19 protein-coding genes and 1 tRNA gene are annotated in these 20,950 nt (G+C 43.7%); 14 read left to right on the forward strand and 6 right to left on the reverse strand.

Features of this window, described 5'->3' with window-relative positions; translation table 11 throughout:
* Positions 1–64 precede the first annotated feature (64 nt).
* The 4 genes from NLF92_RS04445 to mutY all read right to left on the reverse strand — a co-directional run bounded on the left by NLF92_RS04445 (position 65) and on the right by mutY (position 2,349).
* Positions 65–406 carry a hypothetical protein gene (locus NLF92_RS04445; protein ID WP_254099295.1) on the reverse strand — a complete coding sequence of 114 codons (342 nt, stop codon included), beginning with the start codon at positions 404–406 and terminating at the stop codon, positions 65–67.
* Positions 407–663: 257 nt separating this feature from the next.
* A tRNA-Phe gene (locus tag NLF92_RS04450) sits at positions 664–739 on the reverse strand.
* 152 nt (positions 740–891) lie between these two features.
* Positions 892–1,164, reverse strand: a complete 273-nt coding sequence (locus NLF92_RS04455; RefSeq protein ID WP_254099296.1) for an oxidative damage protection protein — start codon at positions 1,162–1,164, stop codon at positions 892–894.
* Between the two features lie 12 nt (positions 1,165–1,176).
* The gene (mutY, locus tag NLF92_RS04460; protein ID WP_254099298.1) at positions 1,177–2,349 is read right to left on the reverse strand and encodes an A/G-specific adenine glycosylase; all 1,173 of its coding nucleotides are present in this window, start codon (positions 2,347–2,349) and stop codon (positions 1,177–1,179) included.
* Between the two features lie 167 nt (positions 2,350–2,516).
* On the opposite strand from mutY, the gene trmB reads away from it, so the two are divergent.
* The 5 genes from trmB to NLF92_RS04485 all read left to right on the forward strand — a co-directional run bounded on the left by trmB (position 2,517) and on the right by NLF92_RS04485 (position 7,783).
* Complete coding sequence (trmB, locus tag NLF92_RS04465) at positions 2,517–3,239, forward strand: tRNA (guanosine(46)-N7)-methyltransferase TrmB (RefSeq protein WP_254099300.1); 723 nt, start codon at positions 2,517–2,519, stop codon at positions 3,237–3,239.
* Positions 3,236–4,252: a methyltransferase gene (locus NLF92_RS04470; RefSeq protein ID WP_254099303.1), complete on the forward strand. Its 1,017-nt coding sequence runs from the start codon at positions 3,236–3,238 to the stop codon at positions 4,250–4,252. Before trmB ends, NLF92_RS04470 begins: the two co-directional genes overlap by 4 nt.
* A 27-nt stretch (positions 4,253–4,279) precedes the next feature.
* On the forward strand, positions 4,280–5,716 hold the full coding sequence (glgA, locus tag NLF92_RS04475) for a glycogen synthase GlgA (protein ID WP_254099305.1): 1,437 nt from the start codon (positions 4,280–4,282) through the stop codon (positions 5,714–5,716).
* Between the two features lie 104 nt (positions 5,717–5,820).
* Positions 5,821–6,528, forward strand: a complete 708-nt coding sequence (gene arcA / locus NLF92_RS04480; protein WP_254099307.1) for a two-component system response regulator ArcA — start codon at positions 5,821–5,823, stop codon at positions 6,526–6,528.
* Between the two features lie 73 nt (positions 6,529–6,601).
* The gene (locus tag NLF92_RS04485; protein ID WP_254099309.1) at positions 6,602–7,783 is read left to right on the forward strand and encodes a BaiN/RdsA family NAD(P)/FAD-dependent oxidoreductase; all 1,182 of its coding nucleotides are present in this window, start codon (positions 6,602–6,604) and stop codon (positions 7,781–7,783) included.
* Positions 7,784–7,815: 32 nt separating this feature from the next.
* On the opposite strand, the gene NLF92_RS04490 is transcribed toward NLF92_RS04485, so the two are convergent.
* Positions 7,816–8,523 (reverse strand): HesA/MoeB/ThiF family protein, encoded by a 708-nt coding sequence (locus NLF92_RS04490; RefSeq protein WP_254099310.1) that lies wholly within the window; start codon positions 8,521–8,523, stop codon positions 7,816–7,818.
* 12 nt (positions 8,524–8,535) lie between these two features.
* Complete coding sequence (gene moeA, locus NLF92_RS04495; protein WP_254099311.1) at positions 8,536–9,783, reverse strand: molybdopterin molybdotransferase MoeA; 1,248 nt, start codon at positions 9,781–9,783, stop codon at positions 8,536–8,538.
* A gap of 397 nt (positions 9,784–10,180) precedes the next feature.
* Between moeA and NLF92_RS04500 the strand changes: the two genes are divergently transcribed.
* The 9 genes from NLF92_RS04500 (at position 10,181) to NLF92_RS04540 (ending at position 20,937) form a co-directional block, all read left to right on the forward strand.
* Positions 10,181–11,368: an alginate export family protein gene (locus tag NLF92_RS04500; protein WP_254099312.1), complete on the forward strand. Its 1,188-nt coding sequence runs from the start codon at positions 10,181–10,183 to the stop codon at positions 11,366–11,368.
* A gap of 452 nt (positions 11,369–11,820) precedes the next feature.
* Positions 11,821–14,382: a nitrite reductase large subunit NirB gene (nirB, locus tag NLF92_RS04505; RefSeq protein ID WP_254099313.1), complete on the forward strand. Its 2,562-nt coding sequence runs from the start codon at positions 11,821–11,823 to the stop codon at positions 14,380–14,382.
* Between the two features lie 23 nt (positions 14,383–14,405).
* Complete coding sequence (gene nirD / locus NLF92_RS04510; protein WP_254099314.1) at positions 14,406–14,750, forward strand: nitrite reductase small subunit NirD; 345 nt, start codon at positions 14,406–14,408, stop codon at positions 14,748–14,750.
* Between the two features lie 368 nt (positions 14,751–15,118).
* A complete protein-coding gene (locus tag NLF92_RS04515; RefSeq protein WP_254099315.1) occupies positions 15,119–16,507 on the forward strand; it encodes a CmpA/NrtA family ABC transporter substrate-binding protein in 1,389 nt (462 codons plus the stop codon).
* 138 nt (positions 16,508–16,645) lie between these two features.
* Positions 16,646–17,584 carry an ABC transporter permease gene (locus NLF92_RS04520; protein WP_254099396.1) on the forward strand — a complete coding sequence of 313 codons (939 nt, stop codon included), beginning with the start codon at positions 16,646–16,648 and terminating at the stop codon, positions 17,582–17,584.
* 46 nt (positions 17,585–17,630) lie between these two features.
* Positions 17,631–18,443: an ABC transporter ATP-binding protein gene (locus NLF92_RS04525; RefSeq protein WP_254099398.1), complete on the forward strand. Its 813-nt coding sequence runs from the start codon at positions 17,631–17,633 to the stop codon at positions 18,441–18,443.
* The gene (gene modA / locus NLF92_RS04530; RefSeq protein ID WP_284700359.1) at positions 18,424–19,158 is read left to right on the forward strand and encodes a molybdate ABC transporter substrate-binding protein; all 735 of its coding nucleotides are present in this window, start codon (positions 18,424–18,426) and stop codon (positions 19,156–19,158) included. The genes NLF92_RS04525 and modA overlap by 20 nt, the downstream gene beginning before the upstream one ends.
* 6 nt (positions 19,159–19,164) lie before the next feature.
* A complete protein-coding gene (modB, locus tag NLF92_RS04535) occupies positions 19,165–19,842 on the forward strand; it encodes a molybdate ABC transporter permease subunit (RefSeq protein WP_254099400.1) in 678 nt (225 codons plus the stop codon).
* Positions 19,843–19,851: 9 nt separating this feature from the next.
* Positions 19,852–20,937, forward strand: coding sequence for an ATP-binding cassette domain-containing protein (locus NLF92_RS04540; protein ID WP_254099319.1), 1,086 nt, complete (start codon positions 19,852–19,854; stop codon positions 20,935–20,937).
* Positions 20,938–20,950 lie beyond the last annotated feature (13 nt).

Consider the following 20,950-nt stretch of genomic DNA (forward strand, 5'->3'; position numbering starts at 1 on the left):
TGAAATGGTTCTGGTTAGTAATCAGAACCTAGTCATTAGAGATTTGTTAGAAGGGAAAGCAGTATTACTGACTTTTTTTCAAGGCCTCTGCTTCGGCATGACTTAAACAGTAAACAAAACCTTCTTTAGTTTCTCCATACATTTTAGTATCACAAGACGCAGGCTTTGCTTTAGAAACACTCTGCACCCCTGATGCAATGAGTTCTCCTGTATTTTGAATGGTTGCCCCTAAAATAGCACCGAGAATAATATGGTCATCTTTGCGATACATCCCTACATTAGTTTCGGCAACTTTATTTTGTTCAACTTTCTCGTCATAGACATTACTCGCAATTCTTTCGAGCGTAGAGCCACATCCAGCTAGTGTAATAACTGCTACGACTATCATGGATAATTTTAAAAACATAATCAGCTCCGTCTATGCAAGGTATCTTTTTTGTTAATCTTTAATATCTTAATCCATTTAATATAAAAATCTAGCCTTTTACTTTGCAAAAGGAACGCATTAATTTTGACTTGAAAATTAAGAATCGAACTAGGACGTTTTGGATGACAACAAACTACAGTGAATGGCTCCGTAAAACAGGATATTGGTGTTGTTTGAATATATAGCTGATAAAAATATTTGTTAGACTAATATTTTGCAACCAATCTAAAAGAGAATGGTGCCTCGAGGCGGGATCGAACCACCGACACGCGGATTTTCAATCCGCTGCTCTACCAACTGAGCTATCGAGGCAAAAGGCATTCGAAACTTGTGTTTCGAGGGTGCGTATTAAACGTTTTTTTGAGATTTGTGTCAACCGTTTTTATGCATTAATTTGTCGTTCGGTCAGTTAATGCACAAAAACGGCCTTTTTGTGCCGTTTTATGGGGCTTTGCGCCAGTAAATTATTTTGCTGGAGGAGTATAACCTTCAATATCAGGCTCTTTACCTTCGAACAAATATGCTTCCATTTGTTCTTCTAAAAATTTTCTAGCTGTTGGTTCCATCATATTTAGTTTGTGTTCATTGATCAGCATGGTTTGTTTCTTTTGCCATTCTGCAAACGCTTCTTTGGAGATAGAATCAAAAATACGCTTGCCTAACTCACCTGGATATAATTGAAAATCAAGACCATCTGCTTCTTTGTTCAACCTGACACATTGGACTGTTCTTGCCATGAGTGTTTCCTTTTATAAGTCTTGCATGTGTTGCAAAATAATTTTGGCGGGTGCCGAATACCCCAAAGCATCAGGATGAGATATATCTACCCAACGAGCTTGAGATGTATTTTCTGCCACAGATTTTAACGTATCTAGTTCGATGATGACAGGGCTTATATGCAAATGAAAATGGGAAAAGGTATGTTTGAACGTCGCGATCTCATGACACTTAAAGCTTTGCGCTCCCCACTGCGCTATCCAACGCATTATGCTAGAGCCATATTCTGTAGTCATTTGTCCCAAATCACTAGCCGCCTCACTCAAAGGATGTGGTGCTGGCGAAAATTCATTTGCCAGAGGCTCAGATGCATCAGGTTTATCTCTATCAGTTTCTGCTTCTAACTGTAAACAACGGGCATCTTCAAACCACCATAATCCCCCCCATATGCCTTCACCAAGCCGTTTTTTCATCCAGGCACGTCCAGCATAATAAGGAATTAAGACAGTAACGTATTTATGCGGTACCTCTTTTTTAGGTTTTTTATGAGGGAGTTCTGTTTGTCTACCTTGGGCATAAGCCAAGCAGTGAGTGTGAACTGGACACAGCTCACATGCTGGACGACTGCGAGTACACAAGGTTGCCCCCAAATCCATCATAACCTGAGTGTAATCATTAATCCGTTCTTTGGGCAGTAAGCTCTCCGCTAACAACCACATTTCATCTTCTACTTTTTTATTACCAGGCCATCCTTCTACCGCAAAAAAACGTGCCAAAACCCGTTTTACATTGCCATCTAAAATGGCTAGACGTTGCTGCTGTGCAATAGATAAAATAGCACTTGCTGTTGAACGCCCAATTCCCGGCAGCGCTAGTACATCAGCAAACTCACTGGGGAAAACTCCCTTGTGGTTATCTCTGATCTGTTGCGCGGCTTTGTGCAGGTTACGGGCTCTGGCATAGTATCCTAAGCCAGTCCAATGATGTAACACATCTTCTTGGGGAGCATTGGCCAGTGCAACTACATCCGGAAAACTGAGCATAAACCTCTCATAAAAAGGGATAACCGTTTTTACTTGAGTTTGTTGCAACATAATTTCCGATATCCATACCGAATATTTACTAATATTTTTCTGCCAAGGTAAGTCTTTGCGTCCATGTTCATCAAACCAAGTTAAAACTGCTTGGGCGAAATCAAAAGCCATCTTTTTTCATTTCTCTTTTTATATTTTGGGTTAACCAACTGAGCAATATCGGTGGGAGGTGGCGATCACTCCCGATGTATTATTTTTTTTAGTTAGCGCACTTCTTATTTTACATTCTACACTTTACACAGGATAATACGCACCATTGAGAGAATAAGAGCATTTACATGAACCGTTTTGAAAGCCAAGAAGAGGCAATCGCCGCTGGCGTCTACATTTCCAAAGTAAAAAGTTTCGTTAAACGCGAAGGACGTCTAACGAATGCCCAAACCCGTGCCATTGAAAATAACTGGGCCACGATGGGCTTAACTACAGACATGGGGATGTTAGACTTTACCGCCGTATTTGGCAATGCCAATCCCGTGGTGGTAGAAATCGGTTTTGGCATGGGCAAATCTTTGGTTGAAATGGCGCAAAACGCTCCAGAACTGAACTTCATTGGCATAGAAGTACACAAACCTGGTGTGGGTGCATGTTTAGCAGAAGCAGAAGAAGCAGGTGTCACCAATCTACGCGTATTTGATCATGACGCAGTCGAAGTCTTAGCCCAATGTATTCCAGATAAAAGCCTGCATCGCTTACAACTATATTTCCCTGATCCTTGGCATAAAAAGCGTCACCACAAACGCCGTATTGTCCAAAATGAGTTCGTCCAAAACGTACATAAAAAACTCGTCGAAGGTGGGCATTTCCACATGGCTACAGATTGGGAGCCTTATGCCGAACACATGATTGAAGTCATGCAAAACCAAGACAACTTTATAAATACAGCGACCGATGGTTTGTACGTGCCTCGTCCAGATTATCGACCTATCACAAAATTCGAAGTACGCGGACAGAAACTAGGTCACGGTGTTTGGGATATTATTTTTGCGGCCAAATCATTATGATGACATCTGAAAGTTTAGTTTTATTGCGTAACAAAGAGTATTTTACCGAAGGCAATTGGGTAATAGTCAACCCAATGGATAGCGCGATATTCTATGAATTAGACGAGAACATTAAAGGCTTTCACCAATTTTATGATATTTATGAAGAGGCTTATGCTGCCGATTTCACTCGTCATGAATTTAATACTCATATTACGGATACCAGTTTTAATGGTGCGATAATATATATGCCGAAAGTGAAAAAGCATTTGCTTATGCTTTTAGAAAACTTAGCACATGTATTAAAACCAGGCGGACAAATATTTATAGTTGGACACAACAAATCCGGTATTAAAAGCTGTGCCAAACAATTAGAAACAGTTTGTGAAAATATCAACAAAGTAGATTCTGCAAAACATTGTGGTTTATTTGTTGGGACCGTCAATGCAACAAAACCTCATTTCAATATTGATGATTATCTGACACAGCAAACTTATCAACTCGGTGAACACCAGTGGGAAGTCTGTGGATTACCGAGTGTGTTTAGCCAAGACGCTTTAGATCCTGGCACCAAACTCCTATTAGAAAACTTACCCAAAGACGTAGGTTCTGATGTTTTAGATTTTGCGTGTGGTGCGGGTGTCATTGCTGCGTTTGTCGGAATGCGCCATCCAAATGTCCGTTTAGTTTTATCTGATGTGAGTTCACTAGCTTTGTACAGCGCACAAAAAACATTAGCTGCGAACAATATATCTGGTGAGGTAGTTGCTAGTAATGGTTTGAGTAATGTTGCTGGTAACTTTACCCATATCATCACCAATCCACCGTTCCATACAGGTATCAGAACAGACTATGGGATTGTAGCTGAATTCCTAGCCCAAGCGAACTCACACTTAGTGAATCAAGGGCGATTACTCATTGTCGCCAACAGCTTTTTAAACTATGCCCAAGCTATTGAGAATCACTTTACTAACGTTCATACTGTGGCAAAGAATAATAAATTTGTCATTTATACTAGCGTCAAAGCCAAATAACTTTTAAAGGAATAAAAGATACTCACCATGAAAATCGCGTTTGTTGTTTCAGAAGTTGAAGATATTATAAAAACAGGTGGTTTAGCCGACGTAGCTAAAGCACTTCCTCTTGCTCTACAAGCAATGGGACATGAGGTATGTATTATTATGCCAGGCTACCAAAAAGTCCTGGCCAGCCAAGCTCCCCTGGAAAATATTGCGACAACAACGCAAACCCATTCAGCGTTTAAGTTATTTAAAACTAACCTACAAGATGTGCCGGTGTATTTAGTTGGTCATGCTTATTTTGACCGAAAGGATTTATATGCTGAAAATAATGTCGCCTATGAAGACAATGGTCAGCGCTTTGCATTTTTCAGCCATAGTATTACCGAAGTTTTACAAGCGGTAGATTTTATTCCAGATATCGTCCATTGCAATGATTGGCACACCGCGCTGACGCCGTTTTTTATCAAGCAGCATACAATGGCCGCTCACACAGCTCAAATCCCAGCATTATTTGCCAATACCAAAACGATTCTCACCATACATAATGCCGCATTCCAAGGCATATTTAGAGCCAGTGAAATCGCCGAGTTAAATCCATTCCATCATGCGGTACTACTGGATCACTTGGGTGAAGTAAATATGCTCAAAGTGGGTATTCACTATGCTGATAAAATCACCTCAGTCAGCCCGACATATGCCCAAGAGCTGCTGACAGATTTGGGTAGTCATGGTTTGCATTTGGCATTACAAAACCGTTCAATCGATTTACAGGGGATTCTCAACGGTTGTGATTACACGCAGTGGAATCCTGAAACTGATGAGCATATTCCTGCACATTTTTCTATCGCAGATATGTCTGGAAAAGACGTTTGTAAAAAAGCCTTACAGGAAGAGTTCAATCTGCCAACCTCACCGAACGTGCCAATATTTGGTATGGTGTGCCGTTTGACTCAGCAAAAGGGATTTGGCTATATCGTACCGATCCTGGGCCAACTGATGCAACACAATATCCAAATTGTCATTGTCGGTACCGGTGAGCCATTCGTCTGTCAGCAACTTCGTGACTTTGCCCAAATTCATCCCGAAAAGTTTGCGTTTTTAGAAGGATTTAAACCCGAACTGGCACATCTAGTCGAAGCTGGTTCTGATTTTTTCCTTATGCCATCAGAGTTTGAACCTTGTGGCTTGAATCAAATGTATTCTTTGGCTTATGGTACTTTACCCATTGTTCGGGAAGTTGGTGGACTCAAAGATACTGTTGTGGGTATTGATACAAACGCATTAAAAGCAACGGGATTTTCTTTTGACAAACCCTATCCAGATGCGTTGTTAACCTGTATTCGTCGGGCTATTTTGTTGTATTTAGAACAACCAGAAACCTATCGTCTAATGCAAGAGCGAGCTATGCGCACAAAGTTCACATGGACGAAAGCAGCAGAGGAATTTGTTCACTTGTATGAGGTTGCTTTACGGTAAACCAAATACTTTAGTGGGAAATGTGACAAAGTTTCGTTTTTTATTGTTTTTTCTGTTAAAATCTCAAACAGATTATGATTTATTTTTAAGAAAGTGTAAAAACCATGCAAACTCCAAACATCTTAATTGTCGAAGACGAAGTCGTCACAAGAACTACACTTAAAAGCTTGTTTGAAGCTGAAGGCTACAATGTATATGAAGCCGAAGACGGTGAACAAATGCATGACTTCTTCCAAAATAACAACATCAATTTAGTGATCATGGACATTAACTTACCAGGTAAAAACGGTTTGATCTTGGCTCGTGAAGTACGTGACAGAAAAAATGTTGGACTCATTTTTCTAACGGGTCGCGATAACGATGTAGACCGTATCTTGGGCCTAGAAATTGGTGCTGATGACTACCTCACAAAACCGTTTAATCCTCGCGAACTTACTATCCGTGCGCGCAATTTATTAACTCGTACGAATAATAATTCTGACGATGATGACTTACCGAGTCGCGTGAAATTTAACGGTTGGACATTAGATGGTGATAGCAGAAGTCTCATCTCTCCAGCAGGTAACGAATTCCGTTTACCGCGAAGTGAATTCCGTGCATTGCACCTGTTCCTGTCTAATCCTGGTAAAATCTTAACTCGTGAACAGTTAATTATGGAAATGACCGGTCGTGAGTTACGTCCGAACGATAGAACAGTTGACGTAACTATCCGTCGTATCCGTAAACACTTTGAGTCAGAGCCAGGTGAGATTGAACTAATCGTGACTATCCACGGTGAAGGCTATCGTTTTTGTGGCAGTGTAGACGCTTAATACCACCTGTCAAAATACTTATAGGGCCAGTTTTTACTGGCCTTTTTTATTGCTCGGTTTATATGAGAACAAAATGCAACACAAAGACGTAATCATCATTGGTGCTGGCGCTGCAGGTTTATTCTGTGCCGCCACTGCAGGACAGCGAGGCAAAGAGGTATTAGTGCTTGACCATGCCAAAAAGGTCGGCCGCAAAATCCTGATGTCAGGAGGCGGACGCTGCAACTTCACTAACATGTATACCTCCCATGAAAACTTCATCTGTAACAATCCACATTTTGTAAAATCAGCACTTAGCCAATATACCCAATGGGACTTTATTGACTTAGTAAACCGCCACAATATTGCTTACCACGAGAAAACACTTGGCCAGTTGTTTTGTGACGATTCGGCCAAACAAATTGTAAAATTACTGATGGATGAGTGTGCAGCAGTTTCCGCGCAAGTAAAAACTAATTGCGAGATCTTGACCGTCACTAAATCATCGACAGGCTATCACCTAAAGACTAGCCAAGGTGAATACACGTGTACCAGCTTAGTGATTGCTACAGGTGGTTTATCCATGCCAAAACTTGGCGCTACCCCTTTTGGCTATCAAATCGCGGAACAATTTGGGATCCCTGTGACCCCTACTAGAGCAGCTTTGGTCCCGTTTACACTGCACGAGCACGACAAAGTATTACTCGCAGAGCTCTCAGGTGTCAGCGTCCAAGCATCCGCAGAATGCAACAATACCATTTTCAACGAAGGGATTTTATTCACACACCGTGGCATGAGCGGGCCTGCTGTATTACAAATCTCTTCATACTGGCAAGCAGGCCAACGGGTAGCTATCAACTTATTGCCACAACACGATATGCTGGCTTATCTGCACCAAGCTCAAACAGAACAACCTAATACGTTGTTATCCACTGTATTATCAGAGTTTTATGCGAAACGAATGGTACAAACCCTTTTGACGTATTTTAAAATCGAGAATAAACCTCTAAAACAATATCAAGGAAAACAACTCGATAACGTCGCTCAGCAGTTTCATGCTTGGGATCTACAACCAAATGGTACAGAAGGATATCGAACTGCTGAGGTAACACTTGGCGGAGCCGATACCGATTATTTTTCATCTAAAACAATGGAAGCCAAAGCGCATCCGGGGCTATTCTTTATTGGCGAAGTACTAGATGTTACAGGCTGGTTAGGCGGATATAACTTTCAGTGGGCCTGGAGCTCAGGTTATGTGGCTGGTATGTCTGTTTAGTCTAAACACGTAATAAATCGTATTTAATTACGTCAGATCGCAAACGTTTGCATGTGCATTGTGGCGGCATCCAGCAATAACCACTGATCACACAACGTTGGGGCACAACCGCTCAGTAGCTTGAGCGTTTCTGTTGCCTGCATCGACCCAATAATCCCTACCACAGGCGACAAAACCCCTGCTTCGCTGCAGCTTAGCTTAGATTCCCCAAACAAACGCGCCACATCGCAATATCCTGTTCGCGACTGTGCAGTATGAAACACACCTAGCTGTCCTTCCATGCGCACAGCAGCACCGACTACGGAGGGAACTCCTGCAGCGGAACAAGCTTGATCAATTGCTAAACGTGTCACTTTGTTATCACTACAATCTAGCACACAGTCGTATTTGTCCACCGGCGTATCCACATCAAATCGGCTGGGGCTTGCTTCAATCTGGCAGTCAGGATTCAAAATATGCAACTGGGTTCGTGCACACTCGACTTTACTGCGGTCAAGATCGACAGCTCGATAAAGCACTTGTCGTGACAGATTACTGTTATCTACCGTATCATCATCCATTAGCGTGACCTTGCCAATACCACTCGCGACCAAATATTGCGCAGCTGCGCATCCTAAGCCACCAACTCCAACAAGCAATACATGGCTATTGTAGAGTCGTTCTTGGCCTTCGATATCCATATTCGGCAACATAATATGACGCGCATGTTGAAGCATTTGTGGGTAAGAAAGTTCACGCATGAAATACTCTACTTAAGAACTTGCCTGCAAGGCAGGGTGAAACAAGCTGATTTGGATCTTTTCACCTGGCAGGACATCTTCTCGAGGTGCATCAAGTAACGCCAAACAATTTGCCTTCTGAATACTTGTTAACATACCAGAGCCTTGGGCAGAAAGAGCACGAACCATCAGCTGCCCATTGTGATCTGTATGATAAACGGCTCGTTGAAAATCTTGGCGTCCAGGGCGTTTACGGATGCGTTCTTTGGCAATCGCCCAAAAGGTCGGGAGCGACTGTGGTGTTTGCCCTTGCATCGTTTCAATTGCCGGTATGACTAGCTGTTGAAAGGTAACCACCGATGACACAGGGTTACCAGGTAAACCAAAAAACACCGTATCTGCAAGTTTGCCAAATGCAAACGGTTTGCCTGGTTTCATTGCGACTTTCCAAAAAGCCACATCTCCGAGCTGTGCTAAAGCAGTTTTAACAAAGTCGGCATCTCCTACAGAGACGCCACCGGAGCTAATAATAATATCCGCTTGTGTCATAGCTTCGGTTAACGTGTCTGTAATGACGTCCAAATCATCTTTAATGATCCCGTAATTAAGGACTTCACAATTTAGTTTTTGTAGAGCGCTATGTAATACATAAGAATTAGTATCGTAGATTTGGCCCTCTTGTAACGACTGACCAACTTCTTGTAATTCATCTCCCGTTGTCAGCAGTGCAACCTTAATCGGGCGGAACACCTCGACAGTAGCGATCCCAATTGATGCCAACACACCAATATTTACTGCTGATAGAGCGCAGCCCTTGCTAACAATGACCTTATCTTTAGCTATATCTTCACCGCGCTGACGGATGTTACTCCCTGCACGGGGTAGATTTGCAATGCGGATAATATCTGCATTGCGTTCCACCTGCTCCTGCATGACCACTGCATAAGTGTTCTGTGGTAACAAAGCACCAGTCATAATGCGCGTACACTCCCCACTGTTGAGCTGTTTTTGTGGGGTTTGCCCGGCCAAGACTGTCTCTACAACGGTGTATTCTAGTGGAACAAGAGAGTTCGAAGTAGGACCAAGTGCATACCCATCCATCGCAGAATTATCGTGTGGTGGAACATGCATTGGCGAGACAATATCACAGGCAAGCACACGACCATGCGCTTGGGATAAAGGCAGAGTTTCACTCGTCGTACAAGGAGTAATTTGCTCCAATACCTGTTGTTTCGCACTATTATAGGGCAACATCCCAGTCCCTACATCGCATATTGTCATAAGATTTTCTCATTTACTGATTTTATATATTACTCAGCAAAGGTTGTTCCAACTTTTTTTATCTATGACGTAGACTATGTCATACCTATCTCCCACTTTGTCCTTTGTGGTCCACTAACACGCTAGTGCAATAGCACAATTTTAGTGAGCTATTTGCACCATAGCAACTCAATATCCACTCTGCAGAATGCAACACAACAAGTTAAGCCATTGAAATTAAGGCAATTTATTAATTGGCACTATCTATGCTATTTAGATCGTAACAGGCCTTCCATGCAGTGAAGTCCAATGGCGATGAAGCCCAATTATCTTGCGATAGTTGGGCTTTTTTTGTGCCTGTTAATTTTTATTGTCACTCATGACAACCCATCACAAAAAAAGATCTTAAGGAAACACAATGTTCAGACTTACTACACTTGCACTTGCTTTAGGAGTATCGAGCTCGGCTTTAGCAGATCCACTCTCCACAATACTAAAAGACGGTACGGTGTCGGGCAATGTCGATTTACGCTATGAAAATGTCGCGCAAGACAATGCACTCGATGATGCGAACGCTTTCACTGTGCGCACCAGGATCGCATTCAAGACAGGTGCATACGAAGGGTGGTCAGCCCTTGTTGAAATGGAAGATAACCGCATTGTGCTTGGCCAAGGAGATTACTCTGTGCCTCCTACTGGTTATCAGACCGGAGTCCATTCCGTCATCGCAGATCCAGAGCACACCGAACTAGATCAAGGATTTATACAATACACAGGAGACGCCATCACATTTAAGCTAGGTCGCCAAGTCATTGTCCATGATGGCCAGCGTCATATTGGTCATGTTGGCTGGCGTCACGATCGACAAACCTTTGATGGCGCAAGCGTCGTTTTCCAGGCTGAATCGGGTCTTAAAGCTCAGTATCAGTTCATCGACCAGCGTAATCGTATTTTCGCTGAAGCTGCAGATATTGATAGTGAAGACCATTTATTTCATCTCTCCTACCCTACTACAGTCGGTAATCTAAGTGCGTATCGCTATATGTTAAAAACCGCTACCTCGACGACCAATGGCATTGACACTACTGGGGTAAGATTGGCTGGTAAACAAGCTCATGGCGAGAATACATTTATGTATCAGCTTGAGTTCGCTCAACAAAAAAATACCTCCGGTGAAACCAATATAGAGAGTCATTACACACTCGTAGAACTAGGTTATAACGTCAATGGGATCACCGCCAAGGTCGGTTATGAACTGCTTGGTTCAGATGATGGGGCAGGCGCATTTGCATCACCACTAGCAACATTACACAAGTTTAACGGTTGGAGTGATCAATTTTTGGGTACTCCAGCAGAAGGTCTGATGGATGTTTACGCAGTTGTTGCTGGCAAAGTATTAGGTGGTAATTGGTTGCTCAAATACCATGATTTTAGCGCAGATGAAGCAACTAGCACCGTTGATGACTTGGGTACAGAACTCAATGTTCAGTATGTGAAAAAGGTGTCAAACACTACCAAGATTGGTGTTAAATATGCAAATTATGAAGCAGGTGATATCAAATTCGACACGGATAAACTCTGGGTATGGGCTAACGTGAGTTTTTAACCCGATAGATTCTGATGAATCCAGCACAAAAAATCGCTAGCGGTTTCCCCGCCGACTAGCGAACCAATCCCCAAGGATAAACTCGATACACGAGGATACGCCCTGTGTGATAGCGTATTGCTCCCCTTGCTTCATTCTCTTAGACACCTCATTTACCATGCACTCATTTTGGTGCAATAGCATCCTCAACAGTGCGAATTTGTATATTTTCTAACGTAAATTTTAAAAAAACATAATAATAACAATGACTTTAATTCTGGTATCAAACTTGCTGTTACTAGTTTTTATTTATAACAAGCTTCTTGCTACCTGCCCCACAAATTTCAACAGGTGCAGTCACCAACGGCGGTGAACGTTTTTGTTCCCACAAAAACGCCAGTGGACTCAACGGCGAGCCCTCACAAGTTAAGAGCCTTCAGTACATTTATCACTGATTGATAGAGGATGTTTGCATGGCGCAATCCAAACAAAAAATCATCGTAGTCGGCAACGGTATGGTCGGCCACAAATTTATCGAATCGCTAGTGACGCATGAAGATGCTTCACAATACAGCATTACGACTTTTTCAGAGGAACCACGCTTAGCTTATGACCGCGTGCAACTCTCGGCCTATTTTTCTGGTAGCACTGTCGATGACTTAATGTTAACCACACCCAGTTATTATGATGAGCACGGTGTACGGTATCTAGTTAACGAAAAAGTCATTGGTATTGATAAAGATGCCAAAACTATCACCACTTCATCAGGTTTAGTTGAACCTTATGACACTTTGATTTTGGCCACAGGTTCTTTTCCTTTTGTCCCCCCAATCCCAGGTAAAGACCAAGATCATTGTTTAGTTTATCGCACCATTGAAGATCTTGAAGCAATCACGGCATCAGCTGCAGAAAGTGAAGTCGGTGTCGTCGTCGGGGGTGGTTTACTTGGTTTAGAGTGTGCCAATGCGCTACACAACCTCAAACTCACCTCACATGTAGTTGAGTTTGCACCACAATTAATGGCGGTACAAATTGACGAAGGTGGTGGTGCACTGTTACGACAAAAAATCGAAGCCTTAGGTGTTAGCGTCCATACTGGTAAAAACACTTCTGAGATAGTGGCAGGGACGGAACGTCGCTATCGAATGAATTTTGCAGACGGTTCGCATCTTGAAACTGACATGATTGTATTTTCTGCTGGGATACGCCCACAAGATGCCCTCGCACGCGAGTTCAACCTAACCTTAGGAGAGCGTGGTGGTATCGTCATTAATGACCATTGTCAAACATCCGATCCTAGCATTTACGCCATCGGTGAGTGTGCTCTTTGGGACAATAAAATTTACGGGCTAGTCGCACCGGGTTATAGCATGGCTAAAGCTGCTGTTGCTCATATTACCGGTGGCGATGTCACATTCCAAGGTGCCGACATGAGCACCAAACTGAAACTTATGGGCGTTGATGTTGGGAGTATCGGTGATACTCATGCACGTACAGAAGGTGCACTTACCTATACATATTTTAACCAACCTGAAGGCGTGTACAAACGTTTAGTGGTTAGCAGTGATCAACAAACACTATTGGGCGCTGTTCTCATTGGCGATACTTCTGATTATGGTACTCTTTTGCCCATGATGCTGGAAAAAATGCCGCTCCCAGAACAGCCTGAGGTATTAATTTTACCCGCAGTTGAAGGAGCTGATAACGCCTTAGGTGTTGCTGCATTACCTGATTCAGCGCAAGTGTGTTCCTGCCACGATGTATCCAAAGGTGATATCGCTGCGGCCGTTGCTGATGGTGCGTGTGATGTAGCAAGCCTCAAATCCTGCACTAAAGCCGGTACTGGTTGTGGTGGCTGTGTCACCATGATGGGGCAAGTACTTAACAGCGAATTAGAAAAAATGGGCGTCGAAGTCAATGACCACTTATGTGAGCATTTTGCTTACTCACGTCAGGAGCTATTTGACATTATCCGTACTAAACAAATCAAAACGTTTGCTGATCTCATTGACCAATACGGAAGCGGCATGGGCTGTATGACCTGTAAACCGGCTGTAGGCTCTATGCTCGCAACCTATTGGAATGAATATGTTTTATCAGATAAGCACATTCACTTGCAGGACACTAATGATATTTTCCTAGCCAATATGCAAAAAGATGGTACATATTCAGTCGTACCTCGTATTGCTGCAGGTGAGATCACTCCACAAGGTTTGATTACCTTAGGCGAAATTGGCAAAAAATACGACCTCTACACGAAGATAACGGGTGGTCAGCGTATTGACTTTTTTGGTGCACAACTTCATGAACTGCCATTGATTTGGCAAGAACTAACCGAAGCCGGCTTTGAAACAGGACACGCTTATGGCAAATCTTTGCGCACCGTCAAATCCTGCGTCGGCAGTACTTGGTGCCGCTATGGTATGCTCGATTCTGTGTCGATGGCCGTGCTGTTAGAGATGCGGTACAAAGGTTTACGCTCACCGCATAAACTCAAAATGGCTGTATCTGGCTGTACTCGAGAGTGCGCCGAAGCACAAGGCAAAGACATTGGCGTCATCGCTACTGACAAAGGATGGAACCTTTACGTTTGTGGTAACGGCGGCATGAAGCCACGTCACGCCGATTTGTTCGCAACAGACCTAGACGATGCAACACTTTTACAATACATCGACCGTATTTTGATGTTCTATTGCCGCACTGCTGACCGTTTGCAGCGCACTTCCACATGGATGGACAACATGGAAGGTGGTTTGGCTTATCTGAAAAGCGTTGTCATCGATGACAAACTCAATATTGGTGAGGATTTAGAAGCAGATATGGCCCGTGTCATAGATACTTATGAATGCGAATGGAAAAAAACCTTACAATCACCAGAACGACTCAAACGCTTTGCGCACTTCATTAACTCCGATGCGACCGATGACAGTCTAGCCTATGAGCCTGACCGTGGTCAAAACAAGGCGCGAATTGCGAGTAAATCCATGGCGCCACCTACAGATGCAGAACGCATTCCTGTCACTATAGCCAAATAACGGGACTAACCAAGGAGAACTTTATGTTAGCTGAAACTCAGATCCAAACAGATTGGGAAACGGTTTGCCAACTAGACGATATCACCCCATTTACTGGTGTATGTGCGCTCGTTGGCGAGATTCATATTGCTATTTTTCGCGTCAGTGACGATAAGCTTTATGCCATACAAAACTACTGCCCATTTGGTCAAGCAAGTATTCTTTCACGTGGTATTGTGGGTACAGTCGGTGAACGAATCGTCGTAGCAAGCCCACTGTACAAGCAGCAATATGATTTGGCGACAGGGGAATGCTTAGAAGATCCAGAAACGACGTTAACCACTTATGCTGTACGCGTTCATGATGGTTCTGTGCAGATACTGAATTAAGTACATCTATCTGTTTTGCAAAAGGCGTCAACAAAGTTGGCGCCTTTTTTATTGGGCCTTTTACTTTCCCACGACAGCAGACTAATAAAGATAGTCGAAACCGCACCTAATCACTAACCAACATGTCCTCCCTGAGATTGTGCAAACCACTATCCAAAACTGTGCAGGTACTGTTACTTACTCTCATCCATTTAAAAATAAACTAACTAAATCAACATTTTACATAGTTGGCACTGTCTGTGCTATTTCTATACTAGCAATCACACTATGACAGTGTATCCGACAAAGAAGTCACCACATGCCGCTTGGCGTGGGTGGCTTTTTTTGTGCCGGAAAAATGATTTATTTGTAATTTTGGAGAACATAATATGCAATCTACCTTGACCAGTCTTTCTGGCTTTTCTAAAAAGCTGATAGCCGGAGCGGCCATTGTCGCAACCGCAATATCTTTCAGCTCACATGCCGAACTTGGTTATCCTGAAAAAGAAGAACTAACCTTTGGTTTTATCAAACTGACCGACATGGCACCTATCGCAGTGGCCTATGAAAATGGTTATTTCGAAGATGAAGGCTTGTACGTCACCATTGAAGCACAGGCAAACTGGAAGGTATTGTTAGACGGCGTTATTGATGGCCGTTTGGATGGTGCGCATATGCTGGCTGGTCAACCTATTGCCGCGACGATTGGCTATGGTACTCAAGCAGAAATCATTACGCCGTTTTCAATGGATCTCAATGGTAACGCCATCACGGTATCCAATGAAATCTGGGCAGAAATGAAGCCTAATATACCGAAAATGGCCGACGGCCGTCCGGTCCACCCAATCAAAGCAGATGCTTTAAAACCAGTGGTAGAGAAATACATCGATTCAGGCAAACCATTTAACATGGGTATGGTATTTCCAGTGTCTACTCATAACTACGAGCTACGCTATTGGTTAGCAGCGGGTGGTATTCACCCTGGATTTTACGCCCCACACAAAGGTGATACTTCAGGTAAAATTGATGCCCAAGCTCTGTTATCTGTTACCCCACCACCACAAATGCCTGCCACCTTGGAAGCTGGCACTATTTATGGTTACTGCGTAGGTGAACCATGGAACCAACAAGCTGTCTTTAAAGGCATTGGTGTGCCGGTCGTAACGGACTACGAAATTTGGAAAAACAATCCGGAAAAAGTATTTGGGATCACCAAGGAATTTGCCGAAAAATATCCCAATACGACGATTCGTCTGACCCGTGCGTTGATCCGCGCAGCCATATGGTTGGATGAAAACAACAATGCTAACCGCAAAGAAGCGGTAAAAATTCTAGCCAAATCTGAGTATGTTGGCGCGGATTATGAAGTCATTGCAAACTCCATGACCGGTACCTTTGAATATGAGAAAGGTGATAAACGCGAAGTGCCAGACTTTAACGTGTTCTTCCGTTACAACGCAACTTACCCATACTATTCTGATGCGATTTGGTACCTGACGCAAATGCGTCGCTGGGGTCAAATTGCGGAAGGTAAGTCAGACGAGTGGTATTTGGAAACGGCTAAAAAAGTCTATCGCCCAGATATCTACATGCAGGCTGTTGAATCATTAATTGCTGAAAAAATAGTTCCAGCCACTTTGTTTGATAGCCTTGAAAGCGTCGATGGCTTCCGCGCCCCACAAACACATTTTATTGATGACATCGTGTTTGATGGTAAAGCGCCTAATGCTTATATCGATCAATTCAGCATTGGCCTTAAAGCCCAACAACAACTATAAGTTTCACCATATCGGCGGTGAGCTTCCCCAAGCTCACTGCTGATTTTTTAAGAAAGCACTAAGTATAAAGGAGTCCCCATGCCAAACTTAGTTTCAGATTTTACCACCGGTCGCTATGACGTTGGTTTTCAAACCAAAATGCCGCCAGCCATAAGTGCATTTCTTCGCGCACTTATCTTACCCATGCTTGGCGTTCTCGTATTCACTTTACTATGGTCCTTTAGTGCCAGTAAGATCGACACCTCATTAGGCAAATTCCCAGGTCCTGGTGCTGTCGCCGAACAAGTAGTCAACCTCTATAATGAACACCAAGCATCACGCGAAAAAGAATTAGCGTTCTATGAGCGACAAGAACAGCGTAACGCAGCTCGCATCGCCAAAGATCCTACTTATATCCCCAAAACCCGCACATTTACAGGCAAAGAAACCTTTGTTGACCAAATTGGTACTAGTCTTATGACTGTCCTAAGCGGTTTTATTCTAGCAGCTATCATCGCTATTCCGTTGGGTATTGCTATTGGCTTAAGCAAATCACTTAACACCGCTATCAATCCCATTATTCAGATTTTCAAACCAGTATCGCCACTAGCATGGTTGCCTTTGGTCACTATGGTTGTTAGTGCACTATACGTCAGCAGCGACCCCATGTTTGCCAAGTCATACATCGTTTCACTGATTACCGTAACCTTGTGTTGCCTCTGGCCAATGGTCATGAACACGTCAGTGGGAGTCGCTTCTCTTAATTCAGACTGGACGAATGTTTCACGCGTCTTGCGCTTGCCGACACTGACACACATTCGCAAAATTGTACTGCCAGCATCCGTCCCAGCGATTTTTACCGGTATGCGTCTATCACTAGGGATTGCATGGATGGTATTAATCGCTGCTGAAATGCTGGCGCAAAACCCAGGTTTAGGAAAATTTGTCTGGGATGAATTCCAAAACGGTAGCTCATCGTCCCTGAGCCGAATTATGACCGCAGTGTTAGTCATTGGCCTAATTGGCTTTATGTTAGACCGTTCTATGCTCCTATTACAACGTTGGTTGTCATGGGACAAATCCACTCAAGTGCGCTAAGAGGAAAACTATCGTGGAACCACTATTAAATATCAGCAAAATCGACATGGTCTTCCCAACGCCGAAAGGGGACTTTACAGCCCTAAAAGACGTAGACCTACAAATTCAAAAAGGTGAGTTTATTTCACTGATTGGTCACTCTGGGTGCGGTAAATCAACGGTACTAAACGTAGTCGCTGGATTATACAACCCGACCCAAGGCGGTGTCCTACTGAACGACCGAGAAGTTTTAGAGCCGGGTCCAGAACGTGCCGTAGTCTTTCAAAACCATTCACTATTACCTTGGCTAACTGCTTATCAAAACGTCGAATTAGCCGTCGACCAAGTTTTTGCTAAAAACAAATCTCCAGCAGAGAAGAAAGAATGGATTGAATATAATCTTAAGCTGGTACATATGGATCACGCTATGCACAAGCGTCCCGATGAAATATCTGGAGGGATGAAACAACGGGTGGGTATTGCTCGTGCATTAGCCATGCAGCCTGAGGTACTTTTGATGGATGAACCATTTGGTGCACTGGATGCGCTTACCCGTGCACACATGCAAGATTCGTTAATGGAGATCCAAGAAGAATTAAACAACACTGTAATCATGATCACCCATGATGTAGATGAAGCTGTGTTGTTATCCGATCGCATTGTCATGATGACCAACGGTCCGGCTGCAACCGTCGGTGAAATCCTTCATGTAGATTTGCCTCGGCCTCGTGAACGCTTGGCGTTGGCCGCTGATCCGCAGTACAACCATTATCGCTCTGAAGTATTGACTTTCTTGTACGAAAAGCAGCGTAAAGTAGAGCCGATCAGTACCAAGACCAAAGATTCAGCTATCAAAACAGATGTTAAAAGCACTGCTTAAATGCCTAACCCTTTTGGGCTTGGCAACCAGTTTGGCAGGGGAAGCTTGCGGCCGTTCACTAACGGTGGCGGTCGCAAGCAATTTCCACTTGCCAGCTCAACACCTAGCGACAAAATTTAGTGAATTGCATGGAGTTGACGTTGAGCTAATTGCTGGCGCTTCGGGTGTACTTACCACCCAGATCCAACAAGGTGCACCTTTTGATATTTTTTTAGCTGCGGACATGGCTTATCCACAGCTGCTATTTACCCAACAACTTGCACTTCGACCTGAACCATATGTACAAGGTTTACTGGTCTGGTGGCATCCCGAGCAAACAACACTACCGACCAGAATCTCCAAGGTCGTAATTGCCGACCCACAAGTAGCCCCTTACGGGAAAGCAGCGCAAAAGGTATTACAAGACATCGCGCCAGAACTCGGACAAGTTATCCTGGCAACCAATATCAACCATGCATTTACCCTCATTGATACAGGCCATGCTCCTGTAGGACTAATCAGTTTAAGTCATTTACGTTATGCCCAGATACGTTTCGATTTACCCAAGTACTCCCATTTCAGCCGTGTCCCGTTGCCTTCTCAGCCGACGTTGCTCCAAGGTGCGACGATTGTAGCAACCACGGATGAAGGCAAGCTGGCACGAAAATTTCTTAAGTTTATCCAAGCACCTGCGCAACAGCGCTATCTTCAACAAATGGGTTACACGGCTTTATAACAAATGATTACTAGCAGCACCTTGTTGGCCTTGACCGTAAGTATGTCATTGGCCACATTAACCGTTTTAATTTTATTAGTGATTTGTATCCCTACTGCATGGTGGCTTGCTCACTATCAGGGCAAAGCAAAACCATTTTGGCAAACGCTAATAACGCTTCCGCTGGTGTTACCACCCACCGTTTTAGGGTTTTATTTATTGCTGGCATTTGCCCCAAACGCGCCTCTTGGACAACTGTGGCAATCACTCACTGGGACTAATCTTGCATTTAGTTTTAGCGGTATCTTGCTCGGTTCATTGATTTATTCCCTACCTTTTGTGATGCAGCCGCTGATCAACGAATTCCAACAGGTTGGTAAAACCTATCAACAACTATTTGAAACCCTGGGCGTGCCTCGCTGGCGTGCGTTCTTTTTATTGGTCTTACCGGTCTGTCGAGGCAGCCTTATTACTGCCAGTACATTGGGCTTTGCCCATACTTTGGGCGAATTTGGCTTGATTTTGTTGATTGGCGGTAATATTCCTGGTGAAACACGTGTGTTATCCGTTGAGCTGTACAATCAAATTATGCTCTTAGATTATGCTAGTGCACATCAAAGCGCTCTGTTACTTCTTGGGTTTAGTGCCATTAGCCTGTTGCTACTCTATTGGCTCAGCCCCAAGCACCAAATCCTCAAAGTTTAGGATGTCGCGATGTCATTAGTTATAGAAGCGAGAATTCAAACCAACCACAGCGAAGGGTATTCGCTTGCTTGGGATTTTAAAGAGGGTAACATCGGCGTATACGGGCCCACTGGAGCGGGTAAAAGTACCTTACTTAAACACCTTGCAGGTCTAGGTCATCCTCGGGCAGAACGGAACTCTAGGATCACCGTAAATGGCAAGTTACTCACTACAGGACCCTCGCATAACCCATGTGTATATGTCTCACAACACCCTAGTTTAGTCCCAGCGTTAACGGTGACACAAAACCTGCAAATGGTTCGTCGGCACAGTCTGTGGTCTTCGCGTATTGCTTGGGATGATGTCATACAGCTGTGCAAGCTTGCACCATTACTGGGCAAAACACCCGCTATGCTCTCAGGGGGTGAACTTCAATTGGTCTCATTTGCCCGGGCGTTGCTCAGCGGCAAACCCGTTATATTGCTTGATGAACCTTTTAGTGCACTGGATTTTGCTTCGCGCCAGTATTGCTTGCGTTTGTTGATGTTGCTCCACGCAAAATATGCCATACACTTTGTGTTGGTTAGTCATAACTTACAGGACATCACTTTATGCTGTGGACAAATTCTGGCGATTGAAGATCAGCATATTGTACAATTTGGTATTATTGAGAAAGTCCTCCACGATATACAACAACAAAGTGCTGAGGGTTATTTTAGTCGTTTAGTGCTCAAACCTGACACAAAAGCACACCTTTGGCATCTTGAGGGACACCCTAATACACTGATTCAAGCGCATACTCTGCCTTCAACTGAAGGAGAAACAGCGCTTATTGCATTACTCCAAGCTAACAACGTAACCGTCCACACCGAACCGCATCACGCCTTATTTACCAATGTACTTTCCTGCAAGCTACTGCGCGTGCATCACGAAGCTGATAGCACAGTTACCCTACATTTATTACATAGCAAACAACGTTTATTGGCCCAGATGTCACTGGCAGAATTTCAGGCATTAAATTTGCAGTCAACCACTATCAACCAAGCAACATCGGATACCATTGCTGGTGGCAAACGCTACGACACACCGTTGTATGCTCACTTTGCTTCGCTGTGATATCCATTGCCAC

The organism is Opacimonas viscosa, from assembly GCF_024199005.1.
In the GTDB taxonomy this organism is placed as follows: domain Bacteria; phylum Pseudomonadota; class Gammaproteobacteria; order Enterobacterales; family Alteromonadaceae; genus Opacimonas; species Opacimonas viscosa.